This is a genomic window from Bradyrhizobium manausense (assembly GCF_018131105.1).
GTDB lineage: Bacteria > Pseudomonadota > Alphaproteobacteria > Rhizobiales > Xanthobacteraceae > Bradyrhizobium > Bradyrhizobium manausense_B.
Genome location: NZ_JAFCJI010000001.1, coordinates 496456 through 509587 on the forward strand (window position 1 = coordinate 496456; position 13132 = coordinate 509587).

Consider the following 13132-nt stretch of genomic DNA (forward strand, 5'->3'; position numbering starts at 1 on the left):
AGGGGAGGAGCCAGCCCATGACCGAGATCTCCAGCAACGAGCCGAAGGACGCCGCACCGTCCGTGATCGCGCAGCATCAGGCGATGCTGAACGCGCTGCCGTTTTCCGACACGCGGGATTTCGACGACGCTGCGCGCGGCTTCCTCGGCACCATCGAGAACGCGAAGATTGCCAATGCGCAGGGGCGGACGGTCTGGAGCCTCGAGCCCTATGGCTTTCTGTCCACCGAGCAGGCCCCGCCGACGGTCAATCCGAGCCTGTGGCGGCAGTCGCGGCTCAACATGCAGCACGGCCTGTTCGAGGTCGTGCCCGGCGTCTATCAGGTGCGCGGACTCGACATCGCCAACATGACGCTGATCGAGGGCGACAGCGGCGTCATCGTGGTGGACACCCTGACCTCGATCGAAGGGGCGCGCGCGGCGCTCGATCTCTACTACAGGCATCGCGGCCAGAAGCCGGTTGCGGCGGTGATCTTTACCCACACCCACACCGATCACTGGGGCGGGGCGCGCGGCGTGTTGGAAGAGGATGCGCTTGCCACCGGCCGCGTGCCGGTCATCGCGCCGAACCTGTTCATGGAGCACGCGGTCTCCGAGAACATCATCGCGGGTCCGGCGATGCTGCGCCGGGCGCAGTACCAGTTCGGCCCGTTCCTGGCCAAGGGCGTGCGCGGACAGGTCGATTGCGGACTTGGAAAGACCATGGCGGCCGGCGCGGTCGCATTGCTGCGGCCGACCGACCTGATCATGGCGACCGGCGACAGGCGCGTCATCGACGGCATCGAATTCGAATTCCAGATGGCGCCGAACAGCGAAGCGCCGGCGGAGATGCACTTCTTCCTGCCGCGCTACAAGCTCTTGAACCTCGCCGAGAACTGCACGCATAATTTTCACAATCTGCTGCCGTTCCGCGGCGCCGACGTGCGCGATGCGCTGGCCTGGTCGAAGTACCTCAACGAGGCACTGCATCTGTGGGGCGGCAAGGCGGAAGCGATGTGCGGTCAGCATCACTGGCCGGTGTGGGGACGTGAGCGCATCGACACGATGATCCGCGAGCAGCGCGACCTCTACAAGTTCGCGCACGACCAAACCATCCGCCTGATGAACCACGGCCTGAATGCGGTCGAGATCGCCGAGACGATCCAGCTGCCGAAGAGCCTGGAGGGGGCCTGGCACGGCCGCGGCTATTACGGTCATGTCAGGCACAACGTGAAGGCGATCTATCAGAAATATCTCGGCTGGTACGACGCCAACCCGGTCAATCTCGATCCGCTGCCGCCGGTGGCGTCGGGCAAGAAATACGTCGAGTACATGGGTGGCGCCGATGCGATCCTGTTGCGGGCGCGCGCGGATTTTGACAAGGGCGAATTCCGCTTCGTGGCTCAGGCACTCGGCCATCTCGTTTTTGCCGAGCCGGACAACCAGGCCGCGCGCGCATTGCTGGCCGATACGCTGGAGCAGCTCGGCTACGCCGCCGAGAGCTCGACCTGGCGCAACGCCTACCTATTCGGCGCACAGGAGCTTCGGCAAGGCATGCCGAAGACGCCGCCGCGCGCGCCGATGCCGCGCGAGACGCTGGCGGCGCTGCGCACCGAGCAGCTCTGGGACGTGCTCGGCATTCGCCTCAACGGCCCCAAGGCGGAAGGAAAGCATATCGTGCTGAACTGGAGCTTTTCCGACACCGGCGAAAAATTCGTGCTCAATCTCGAGAACTGCGCGCTCACCTATACCGAAGGCGTGCAGGCCGAGCATGCCGACGCCAGCTTCACGCTGGCGCGCGCGACGCTGGACGAGGTGATTGCGAAGCTGACAAGCTTTCCGGAAGCCGTCGCCGCCGGCAAGGTCAAGCTGTCGGGCAACCCGATGCGGCTCGCCGAGCTGATGGGCTTGATGGATGAGTTTCCGCGGATGTTCGAGATTGTCGAGCCGAAGCGGGCGGTGGTGGTGTAGGGGCTCGTGCCCCGGACGCTGCGCAGCGCTTCTTCAGCGGTGCGCTGCAGAGCCGGGGCCCATGTTTCCGAGTTGTTCCTGTCGCGTGGGTCCCGGCTCTGCGCCGCAACGCCAAGAGCGTTGCAGCGCGTCCGGGACACGAGAGTGGTGAGGGCGCTGTCTACTCCGCGCTGCTCACCAGCTTGATCCGCGGCGCGGTGGCCTCGGTCAGGCTGCGATAGGCGGCGAGATAGTCGAGCGCCATCCGTCGCGCAGTGAAGCGCTTCTCGAACTGCTTGCGGATGGCGGAGCGGTCGAGCTGCGCGAGGCGGTTGACCACGCCGGCCGCGCTGAGGATGTCCTCGACCACGAAGCCGGTGAGGCCCTCGTCGATGATCTCGGGCACCGAGCCGCGGTTGAAGGCGATGACCGGTGTGCCGCAAGCCATGGCTTCGATCATCACGAGGCCAAACGGCTCCGGCCAGTCGATCGGCAGCAATAGCCCGAGCGCGCCACTCAAGAAGTCGGACTTCTCGTGGTCGCTGATCTCGCCGATGAAATCGACCAGCGGGTTGTTCACGATCATCGGCTTGATCAGCTCGTCGTAATAGTCCTGGTCGGCGCGATCGACCTTGGCCGCGATCTTCAGCGGGATGCCGCAGTGCATCGCGATCTTGATGGCGCGGTCGACGCCCTTCTCGGGCGCGATGCGGCCGAGCACGGCGAGGTACTCTTGTTTGGCCGGCTTCGGCGTCAGCAAGTTCTCCGGCAAGCCGTGGTGGATCGTCGTCACCCAGTTCGCCTGCGGCACCGGCCGCCGCTGCGCATTCGAGATCGAGATCACGGGCATCTTGGAGAAGGTATTGAAGACGGGTTGATGCTCCGGCAGGTCGAGCCGGCCATGCAACGTCGTGAGGAACGGCGTCGGCTGCCGGTAGAACAGCGACCATGGATAATAGTCGAGATGGAAGTGAGCGAAGTCGAACTCTTCGTCGTCACATTTCTGCCGCACGCGCTCCAGGAGCACCATGTGCAAAGCGTTGGGATCGCGCACGGATCCGTCGAGGCGAAGCGCTCGTGGCCATAATGCGTCCAGCTTCGCCGAGGTCTGCGAGTCGCCGCTGGCGAACAGCGTGACGTCGTGTCCAAGAGCCACCAACTCTTCCGTCAACCAATGCACCACCCGCTCGGTGCCGCCATACAGCTTGGGTGGAACAGCCTCCGTCAACGGAGCTACCTGCGCGATGCGCATCTCACCTTCTCCTCTGCGATCATGGGAACGTTGAAACCCCCGCCGTGTATCGGCACCGGCATGCCAGCAGGGGAACGTTTTCGCACTTGCGAGGTTCCCTACCTCGAACGTTACTTCTTCGACACACTGCGGCGTTGTCGCGATGCTGCCATTACCTCTTCTCACATCGTCCGCATCCGCATGTCGTGATGCGTTGCCCGGGAACCGAGGCGAGTTGGTCGATGTTCAGTCGATCAGCAGAACAATTTGAATCATCACGACGGGGTCGAGTGCATATGGATCATCTTTCGAGATACGCCCACAGGCCGTTTGCCTTTGTCTTGCGCTATCTGCGGCGCAGGCTGGCGTCGCATCTGGTGATCTTGAGCGCCGTCGTTGGCGCGGTTGCCTGTTCGGTAGGCACGCAGTACGGCGTCAAATCTCTGGTCGACAGCTTGTCGGCGGGAACTTCGCATGGTGGCAACGTATGGCTGGCATTCATTCTGCTCATGTCGCTGATTGCCGCAGACAACTTTCTGTGGCGGATCGCGAGCTGGACGGCGAGCTTCACCTTCGTACGTGTCACGGGTGATTTACGGCGTGACATATTTCGTCATCTGACCGGCCACGCGCCAAGTTATTTCTCGGACCGGATGCCGGGCATGCTGACCAGCCGCATCACGGCCACATCCAATGCAGTGTTCACGGTCGAGAACATGTTCGTCTGGAATGTGTTGCCGCCGTGCATCGCCACGGTTGCGGCAATCATGCTGATAGGAACCGTGAGCCCTTACATGGCCGCGGGCCTGATCGTGATCGCCGGTGGCATGGTGATCGCAATGTTTCGTCTGGCTGCTGCCGGCAAGCCGCTGCATGACGATTTCGCCGACAAGGCGGCCGTCGTGGACGGCGAAATGATCGATGTCATCAGCAACATGCCGCTGGTCCGTGCCTTCTGCGGTATTGGTCATGAACACGAACGTTTCGACGCGACGGTGAACCGGGAACTCACCGCGCGAGGGCGCAGTCTGCGCTATCTGGAAAAGCTGCGGATCACTCACGCCGGCGTGACCGTCGTCCTGACGGTGGCGCTGATGGCCTGGGCGATCACGCTGTGGCAGCAGGGCGAGGCAACCACCGGCGACGTCGTGCTGGTCTGTACGCTCGGCCTCTCCATTCTCAGTGCGACGCGCGACCTCGCGGTAGCGCTGGTGGACGTCACCCAGCATGTGGCGCGTCTGACCGAGGCGGTCGCGACGCTGCTGGTGCCGCATGAGCTGCGCGATCACCCCGAGGCCGAACCGCTGGTGAAACACGGCGCCGCCATCGCGTATAACAACGTCACCTTCGGCTATCCCGAGGCCGAGAAGATATTTGAGCGCTTCAGCCTGCGACTCCAGCCCGGCCAGCGCGTCGGCCTGGTCGGCCAGTCCGGCGGCGGCAAGTCGACCCTGTTCACGCTGCTCCAGCGCTTCTACGACGTGGACGAGGGCAGCGTGACCGTCGACGGCCAGGACATTTCCAGGGTGACGCAACAGAGCCTGCGCGAAGCGATCTCCGTGGTGCCGCAGGACATTTCCCTGTTCCACCGCTCCATCAGGGAGAACATCCGCTACGGCCGGCCCAATGCCACCGACGACGAGGTGCTGCGCGCGGCCATCGCGGCACGCTGTGACTTCATCGACAGCCTGCCGGAAGGTTTGGACACGATGGTCGGCGACCGCGGCGTGAAAATGTCCGGCGGCCAGCGCCAGCGCATTGCGATCGCGCGCGCCTTCCTGAAGGATGCGCCGATCCTGCTGCTCGACGAGGCCACCGCCGCGCTCGACAGCGAATCCGAGGAGGCGATCCGCGAGGCGTTGACGCGGCTGATGCGTGGCCGCACCGTCATCGCGATCGCGCATCGCCTTGCAACGCTACGCAATTTCGACCGGGTGGTCGTGCTCAGGGACGGCAAGATCATCGAGGACGGCGCGCCCGACCGGCTGATGCAGGGCCACGGTCCGTACCGTGAGCTGGTGACGCAGGAAATGAGCCGGCTCGCGAAGGTCGCCGCGTAAACCCGACAGTTGCGTTTGCGTTGGCCGCATTTTCGAAACAAGACGCAGGGGAACAGCTCATGGCAGCCGAAGCCGCCACCAAGATCAAATCGGTGCCGCAGACGATAGAAGCCGTCGCGGAGCAGGCGTTCTACATTCCGATGACGGGTCCCGCCGCGCGGCCGCGGCGGTCGCTCAAGCACGACGACACCTTTATCGTGCTGGACAGCCATGGCGACATCGGTGCCTCCGCCGGCGGGCCGGATGGCCTGTTCAACCATGACACGCGCTATCTGGCGCGGCTGGAGCTCGTGCTCGACGACCTCCAGCCGTTGTTGCTTGGCTCGAACTTGCGCGATGACAATTCGGGATTGACGGTCGACCTGACAAATCCCGACATCTATCGTGAGGGGCGGATCGTCCTGCAAAAGGACCTGCTGCACATCGTGCGGACGATCTTCCTGTGGCGCGGCACGGCGTATCAGCGCATCGGGTTGCAGAACCATGGCGAGCAACGCGCCAGCTTCGAGCTGACGCTGCTGTTCGACAATGATTTTGCCGATCTGTTCGAAGTGCGCGGTGAGCGGCGGCCGCGCCGCGGCACCGGTACCAGCAAGTTGCTCGGGCCGACCGACGTGCTGTTCGAATATCACGGCCTCGATGACGCCGAGCGAACCACCGGGCTGCATTTCGATCCGCGTCCGACGCGGCTCTCGGTGAATGCCGCGACCTGGCAGCTCGAACTTGATCCGCATGAATCGAAATCGCTGTTCGTGGCCGCGTCCTGCAACCGGCCGGTCGGGGAGAAGCCGGCGCGCTTCTTCCGGGGCTTGCTGGCGCACCGTCGTGAAATGCGGCAGTCGTCGATCGGCACCGCCAGCATCGAGACCTCCAATAACATCTTCAATGAGGTGCTGTGCCAGGCCATGGCCGACCTCAACATGCTGATGACCGAGACGCCGCAGGGGCGCTATCCCTATGCCGGCATTCCCTGGTACTCGACGACGTTCGGCCGCGACGGGTTGATTACGGCGCTGCAGATGCTGTGGGTCGATCCGCGGGTCGCCAAAGGCGTGCTGCGGCGGCTGGCGCATTTTCAGGCCCAGGCGGTCGATCCGCGAGCCGATGCTGCGCCGGGAAAGATCCTGCACGAGATGCGCGGCGGCGAGATGGCGGCGCTGGGCGAAGTGCCGTTCTCGCAATATTACGGCAGCGTGGACTCGACCGCACTGTTCGTCCTGCTCGCCGGCCGTTATTTCGAGCGCACGGGTGACGAGAAGACGCTGGTCGAGCTGTGGCCCGCGATCGAGGCGGGGCTTGCCTGGATCGACGGCCCTGGCGATCCCGACAATGACGGCTTTGTCGAATATCAGCGCGCCACCGAAAAGGGGCTCGCCAACCAGGGTTGGAAGGATTCCTACGACGCCATCTTCCACGCCGATGGCAAGCTTGCGGAGGGCAATATCGCGCTTGCCGAGGTTCAGGGCTATGTCTACGCCGCCAAGCAGCTCGCCGCGCGATGTGCGCTGCGGCTCGGCAAGCCCGATACCGCGAAAAAGCTCGAGGCGGAGGCCAGGACGCTGGCGGAGCGCTTCGAGCAGGCGTTCTGGTGCGAGGATCTCGGCACCTATGCGGTTGCGCTCGACGGCAAGAAGCGGCGGTGCGAAGTGCGCACCTCGAATGCCGGGCAGGTGCTGTTCAGCGGCATGATCCGGGAAGACCGCGCCCGTCTTGTGGCGGCGGACCTGATGCGCCCGCACTTCTTCTCGGGCTGGGGCATCCGCACCGTCGCACGCGGCGAGGTACGCTACAATCCGATGTCGTATCATGACGGATCGATCTGGCCGCACGATAACGCGCTGATCGCCCTCGGGCTTGCGCAATACGGCCTGAAGCATTCGGTCGCGCATGTGTTCAAGGGCCTGTTCGAGGCCGCAACCTACATGGACCTGCGCCGGCTGCCGGAATTGTTCTGCGGTTTCCGCCGCGAGAAGCGGCGCGGTCCGACGCTCTATCCGGTCGCCTGCGCGCCGCAAGCCTGGGCCAGCGCGACGCCGTTCACGCTGCTGGAGGCCGCGCTCGGCATCGAGTTCGACGTCGCGCGCTGCGAGATCCGCTTGCGCAATCCGCATCTGCCGGCATTTCTGAACGAGGTCATCTTGCACGATCTGAGCTTGGGCGAATCCAGCGTCGACCTGCGCGTCAGCCGCCATGGCCATGACGTGGCGCTGGAGGTGCTGCGGACGCGCGGCCAGATCCAGGTGTCGATCGTGCTGGCGCGCTAGCCGCGCGAAGGAGGGGTCATGCGTACCGCCGGATGGTTGGTCCTGAGCGTGGCGATCGTCGCGGGACTGACGGTTGCCGTATCGCGTGCCGCGGAAGAATTGCCCGCGGCCGCAACCCAAGCAAACGCACCGCCGACGGTACAGCCGCCGACGTCGGTGGTACCCGTCACGCCGAAGGATGCCGCGCCGCCGCCGTCGGTGACCATCATCGGCGCCAGTGACGCCCATGGCGTGCTCGGACGCGACGTGCGCAGCGCGGCCGATGAGGACATGGGTCATATCGTCGACGTCATCGTCGATCTCACCGGCCATGTGCGCGCCGCCGTGATCGATTTCGGCGGCTTCCTCGGCGTCGGCAGCCGCAAGATCGTGGTCGACTGGAACGCGCTCCGTTTCGGCAAGATCACCAACAAGAAGGACAGCATCACGCTGGAATTGACCAAGGCGCAGGTCGCGGCCGCCCCGGAATACAAGGAAGACACGCCGATGGTCGTGCTCGGCGCGTCCGGCAGTCTTCAACCGCTGCAAGCCATCCAGTGAGGAGGGGGGAGGGCTGACCAGCTGTGCTCTTGTCGAGGAAGCCAGACCATGCAGATCGCGATGGACGCGTTGAACCGGACAACGGCGGCGCCGCCGTCCTTGCGGGCATCCCGGCGCCGTCGCGGCGGAGCCTGCGCGGCCTCGACTGGTTCATCTTCTTCCTCGCCGACGTGCAGACCGGCTTCGGTCCCTTCATCGCCGTCTATCTGACAACGCAGAAATGGACCCAGGTCGAGATCGGCTTCGTGCTGTCGATCGGCGGCATTGTCGCCCTGATCGGGCAGATGCCGGGTGGCGCCATCATCGATGCCGCGAAGTCCGAGCGGCTGGTCGCAGGACTGGCGATCGCCACCATCGGCTGCTGTGCGCTCGCCTATGCGGCAATGCCGATCTTCCCCGTCGTGGTGGCCGCCGCCACGCTGCATGCGGCGGCGAGCTGTGTGCTGGGGCCGGCGATTGCGGCCATCAGCCTGGGCCTGGTCGGTCCGCTCAAGATCGGCGAACGGCTCGGCCGCAACGCGCGCTTTGCCTCGCTCGGCAACGGTGTTGCCGCAGCGGTCATGGGCACGGCCGGATATCTTCTTTCCAGCCGCTCGGTGTTTCTCGTCACCTTCCTGCTCGCGATCCCGACCCTGCTCGCACTGTCGCGCATCCGTGAAGAGGAGGTCGATATCGCGCGCTGTCACGGCGAGATGCCGCGCGAGGCGCCTGAGCCCGGTGATACCAATATCTGGCACCTGATCCGGCAGCGGCCGCTGATCGTGTTTGCGCTGAGCGTATTGCTGTTGCAACTCGCCAACGCCTCGATGATGCCGTTGATGGCAAGCGCGGTGACGGCGCGATCGAGCCAGTGGGCGACGGTGCTGGTCGCCTTTTGCATCGTGGTGCCGCAGGCGATCGTCGCGCTGCTGTCGCCGACGGTCGGGCGCAAGGCGCAGCTCTGGGGCCGGCGTCCGCTGCTGCTGATCGGGTTCGGCGCGCTGACGATCCGCGGCCTGCTGTTCGCGACCGTGCGCGATCCCTATCTGCTGGTGCTGGTGCAGGTGTTCGACGGCTTTACGGCTGCGGTGTTCGCGGTGATGATTCCGCTGATCGTGGCCGACGTCGCCTTCGGCAGCGGGCATTTCAATCTGGCACAGGGCATCGTCGGCACTGCGACCGGCATCGGCGCGTCCTTGAGCACCGCGCTTGGCGGTTATGTCAGCGACAAGTTCGGCAATGCCACCGCCTTCGTCGGGCTGGCGAGCATCGCCGCGACCGGGCTGCTGCTGATCCTGTTCGTGATGCCGGAAACCCGGCGCACGGGCGTCGCGGCAAAGGAAATGGCCGGCTGAGCGAAGTCCCGGACGATGGTTGCTGGACGAGGGCTGTTCCTCGGGCGTAACAATGCCGGAGGATCTTGCGTATGGCTCTCTGAAGCAGGAGTTCAACGGGCATGCAGGGAAATGCCGGGGTGTGCAGGCCCGACAACCTGCCGGGACAGGTCGTGCTGGTGCTGCAAGGCGGCGGCGCGCTCGGCGCCTATCAGGCGGGTGTCTACCAGGCCCTGCACGAGGCGGGCATCGAGCCGGATTGGGTGATCGGCACCTCGATCGGCGCGATCAATGCTGGCCTGATCGCCGGCAACGCGCCGGAGAAGCGGCTCGCGCGCCTGAACGAATTCTGGAAGCGGATGGAGCAGAGGCCGGTCTGGCCTCTGCCGTTTGGCATTCCCGGCGTCGACGATACGCTCGCATATTGGTCGACCGTTGCCCACGGCATTGCCGGCTTCTTCCAGCCCAATCCGCTGGCGCATGCCGGCGAATCCTTTCCGCTCGGCGCCGATCGTGCCGGCTATTATTCGACCGCGCCGCTGGAGAGCACGCTGCGCGAGCTCGTCGATTTCGGTCTCGCCAATCGCGGCGCGCCGCGGCTCACGGTTGGTGCGGCGCATGTCGGCTCCAGCCAGATGCGCTATTTCGACAGCCGCGACGGCGAACTTACCGTGAAGCACATCATGGCCTCGGGCGCGCTGCCGCCGGCCTTTCCGGCGGTGCGCATCGACGGCGAGCTCTATTGGGACGGCGGCATTCTCTCGAACTCGCCGACGGAGGCCGTGTTCGACGACAATCCGCGCCGCAACTCGCTGATTTTCTCCGTGCATCTGTGGAATCCCGCGGGTGCCGAGCCGGCGACGATGGGGCAGGTGCTGACCCGGCACAAGGACGTGCAATATTCCAGCCGGATCGCGAGCCAGATCGAGCGCCAGCAGCAGGCTCATCGACTGCGCCACGTCATCAGCCAGCTTGCGACCCGGTTGCCCGAGAGCGAGCGCGATGATCCCGCGGTGAGGGAGTTGATCGGCTATGGCTGCTCGACGCGGATGCACGTGGTCCGCTTGCTGGCGCCGCAGCTCGATCGCGAAACCCATACCAAGGACATCGACTTCAGTCCGTCCGGCATCCAGCAGCGCTGGGACGCCGGTTATGCCCATACGCGCTCGGTGCTGGCGCGGGCGCCGTGGAATGGCGAGTTTGATCCGCTGTCGGGCGTGGTGCTGCACGAGCAGGTCGACGAGATGCCGCTGGCCGCGGAATAGCGGCTGTTTCATGGAATTGCCACAGGCCTTGTGAATCGTCGGCTCCCGACCCGCCGTCGAAAGGCTCTGCAAGTGGTGTCCGGAAACGATCTCGAATTGGCCCTCGATCAGGTCCGCGCTGACGCGGCTGGACCGGTCGCCGGCGTGTTCGGCCCCGGCTCGGTGACGTGGCGGATTGACCGCGAGGCTGTCATCTTTCTCGGCGCTGGCCGCGCGCTGCTGCTTCAGCTCGCGCACCCCTGGGTCGCTGCCGCCATCGCCGAGCATTCCAGGACTTTTGCCGATCCGATCGGCCGCTTCCATCGCACCTTCGACATCGTCTTTGCCATGGTGTTCGGCTCGCTCGACCGGGCCATGCTGTCGTCGCGACAGCTGCACCGGCGTCACGGCATGATCGTCGGCGAGATGCCTGATACCGTCGGCCCCTTCGCGGCCGGCTCACGCTATTGCGCCAACGACATCCCGTCGCTGCGCTGGGTTCATGCCACGCTGGTCGAGACCGCGCTGATGGCGCACGATCTGGTTCTGCCGCCGCTCTCGGCAGAGGAGCGCGAACGCTACTGGACCGAGAGCCGGACGTTTGGCGCGTTGTTCGGACTGACGGGCGATGATCTCCCCTCGGACTGGGCTGGCTTTGCGGCGTACACGACGGAGATGACGCAGTCGGAGACGCTGACCGTGAGCCCGGCCGCGCGCGAGATCGCCGCGCAGATCTTTGGTGGCGCTCGTCCGTGGCTGCGTCCGCCGCGATGGTATCGCGCGCTCACGGCGAGCCTGCTGCCGGACCGCTTGCGCGCGGGCTTCGGCTTTGAGCTCGACACGCGCGACAAGAGGGCTGCCGACAACGCGCTGCGATGGATCAGGCGCGTCTATCCGAAATTGCCCGATCGCCTGCGCTACGTCGGTCCCTATCAGGAATCGCAGGCGCGGTTGCGAGGCGAACCGCAGCCCGACTGGATGACCCGCTGCCTTAACCGCGCCTGGATCGGCCGGCCGCAGATGGATGTGCGCGGGAAGGGGTGACGTTTTCGGTGGCGCGCCAAACTCGTCGTCATTGCTTCGCCGCTTCGCTTCTCGCAACGACGGAGTGCGCGGCCAAGCCGCCGGTTTCACGCCGCCGCCAGCTTCCGATACAACGCGCTGTAACTTCCCGCCGAGATGCCCCAGGAGAACGATCGTCCCATGGCGCTGCGACGCATGGTGTCGAGCTGGTCCTGCGCCATGAAGGCCTGGAAGGCGCGGCGGACCCCGCCGAGGAAGGACTCGTGCGAAGGCCTCGAGAACAGGAAGCCGGTCTCGCCGTCGGTGATGGTCTCGGCGAGGCCGCCGGTCTGGTGGCCGATCGGCAGCGAGCCGAAGCGCTGGGCATACATCTGGCTCAGTCCGCAAGGCTCGAACCGCGACGGCATCAAGGTGAAATCGCTGCCGGCAAAGATGCGCCGCGCGTGGGCGTCGTTGAAGCCGATGGTGACGCCGATGGCGTCGGGGCGGCGGCGATGCGCATCGATCAGCGCCTGCTCGAGTGCGGGCTCGCCGGAGCCGGTAACGACGATCTGCCCGCCGGCATCGACGATCTCGTCTGCGGCCGACAGCACGAGGTCGATGCCCTTCTGATGCACGAGGCGGGCGACGATCGCGAACATCGGCCCGCGCGAGACCGCCAGCCCGAACTGCTTGCGCACGTAGTCCGCGTTGGCCTTCTTGCCGACCCAGTCGCCGGCGCTGAATTGTTGCGCGAGCTGGGCGCAGGAACGTGGGTCCCAGCTCTCGTCGATGCCGTTGAGGATGCCGGTGAGCTCGGACGCGTCCGAACGGACGCGCAGCAAGCCTTCGAGGCCGCAACCGAATTCATCGGTCGTGATCTCGCGCGCATAGGTGCCGCTGACGGTGGTGAGGTGCGAGGCATAGACCAGCCCGGCCTTGAGGAAGGAGAGCTGGTCGTAGAACTCGACGCCGTCGATGTGGAAAGAGCTTTCGGGGATGCCGATCCGCCGCAGCGACTCCTTCGGGAACAGACCCTGATAGGCGAGATTGTGGATGGTCAGGATCGACGGCAGCTTGGCGCCCTGCCAGGCGAGGTAGGCCGGCACGAGCGCGGCCTGCCAGTCGTTGGCATGGATCAGGTCTGCTGCCCAATTCTTGTCCAGCTTGCCCATGGCAAGCTCGGCGGCTGCCGACGCAAAACGCGCGAAGCGGATGTCATTGTCGGGCCAGTCGCGACCGGACTCGTCGCCGTAAGGGTTGCCGGGGCGGTCGTAGAGCTGTGAGCACAACAGCACATAGACCGGCAGGCCGTCCTTGGTGGCGGCCCGGCCGAGCGAGCAGGCCGGCATCTCCGCAAACGCCGGACAACGCCCAACGATCTGAATATGCGTGAGTTGTTCGATGATGTCGCGATAGCCGGGCAGCATGACCCTGATATCGGCGAAGGGGCGGAGCGCTCGGGGAAGGGCAGCGGAAACCGCACCGAGCCCGCCGACGCGGACGAAGTCGTCCATCTCTGTCGTGACGAATAAGACCCTCAAGAACGA

9 protein-coding genes are annotated in these 13132 nt (G+C 65.3%); 7 read left to right on the forward strand and 2 right to left on the reverse strand.

Going from position 1 to position 13132, the window contains the following annotated elements; translation table 11 throughout:
• The first annotated feature begins 17 nt into the window (after nt 1-17).
• The gene (locus JQ631_RS02365) at nt 18-1949 is read left to right on the forward strand and encodes an alkyl/aryl-sulfatase (protein ID WP_212323650.1); all 1932 of its coding nucleotides are present in this window, start codon (nt 18-20) and stop codon (nt 1947-1949) included.
• Nucleotides 1950-2109: 160 nt separating this feature from the next.
• Here the strand turns inward: JQ631_RS02365 and JQ631_RS02370 are convergent, their stop codons facing one another.
• Entirely contained in the window at nt 2110-3180 is a 1071-nt protein-coding gene (locus JQ631_RS02370) for a glycosyltransferase family 4 protein (protein ID WP_212323652.1), read from the reverse strand.
• A gap of 275 nt (nt 3181-3455) precedes the next feature.
• Here JQ631_RS02370 and JQ631_RS02375 point away from each other — a divergent pair, with 275 nt between their 5' ends.
• The 6 genes from JQ631_RS02375 (at nt 3456) to JQ631_RS02400 (ending at nt 11624) form a co-directional block, all read left to right on the forward strand.
• Entirely contained in the window at nt 3456-5219 is a 1764-nt protein-coding gene (locus tag JQ631_RS02375) for an ABC transporter ATP-binding protein (protein ID WP_212328460.1), read from the forward strand.
• 59 nt (nt 5220-5278) lie between these two features.
• Nucleotides 5279-7483 (forward strand): amylo-alpha-1,6-glucosidase, encoded by a 2205-nt coding sequence (locus JQ631_RS02380; RefSeq protein ID WP_212323654.1) that lies wholly within the window; start codon nt 5279-5281, stop codon nt 7481-7483.
• 18 nt (nt 7484-7501) lie between these two features.
• Nucleotides 7502-8023 carry a PRC-barrel domain-containing protein gene (locus JQ631_RS02385; protein ID WP_212323656.1) on the forward strand — a complete coding sequence of 174 codons (522 nt, stop codon included), beginning with the start codon at nt 7502-7504 and terminating at the stop codon, nt 8021-8023.
• 23 nt (nt 8024-8046) lie between these two features.
• On the forward strand, nt 8047-9357 hold the full coding sequence (locus tag JQ631_RS02390; RefSeq protein ID WP_212323658.1) for an MFS transporter: 1311 nt from the start codon (nt 8047-8049) through the stop codon (nt 9355-9357).
• Between the two features lie 101 nt (nt 9358-9458).
• Entirely contained in the window at nt 9459-10601 is a 1143-nt protein-coding gene (locus tag JQ631_RS02395; protein ID WP_212323660.1) for a patatin-like phospholipase family protein, read from the forward strand.
• Between the two features lie 72 nt (nt 10602-10673).
• Nucleotides 10674-11624: an oxygenase MpaB family protein gene (locus JQ631_RS02400; protein WP_212323662.1), complete on the forward strand. Its 951-nt coding sequence runs from the start codon at nt 10674-10676 to the stop codon at nt 11622-11624.
• Between the two features lie 86 nt (nt 11625-11710).
• Here JQ631_RS02400 and glgA read toward each other — a convergent pair whose 3' ends face one another.
• Nucleotides 11711-13126: a glycogen synthase GlgA gene (gene glgA / locus JQ631_RS02405; protein WP_212323663.1), complete on the reverse strand. Its 1416-nt coding sequence runs from the start codon at nt 13124-13126 to the stop codon at nt 11711-11713.
• Nucleotides 13127-13132 lie beyond the last annotated feature (6 nt).

What these genes read in the sequence shown, in the direction of transcription:
- JQ631_RS02385 (WP_212323656.1), top strand. Translation starts at nt 7,502, where the DNA reads ATGCGTACCGCCGGATGGTTGGTCCTGAGCGTGGCGATCGTCGCGGGA.
- JQ631_RS02375 (WP_212328460.1), top strand. Translation starts at nt 3,456, where the DNA reads ATGGATCATCTTTCGAGATACGCCCACAGGCCGTTTGCCTTTGTCTTG.
- JQ631_RS02365 (WP_212323650.1), top strand. Translation starts at nt 18, where the DNA reads ATGACCGAGATCTCCAGCAACGAGCCGAAGGACGCCGCACCGTCCGTG.
- JQ631_RS02370 (WP_212323652.1), bottom strand. Translation starts at nt 3,180, where the DNA reads ATGCGCATCGCGCAGGTAGCTCCGTTGACGGAGGCTGTTCCACCCAAG.
- JQ631_RS02380 (WP_212323654.1), top strand. Translation starts at nt 5,279, where the DNA reads ATGGCAGCCGAAGCCGCCACCAAGATCAAATCGGTGCCGCAGACGATA.
- JQ631_RS02395 (WP_212323660.1), top strand. Translation starts at nt 9,459, where the DNA reads ATGCAGGGAAATGCCGGGGTGTGCAGGCCCGACAACCTGCCGGGACAG.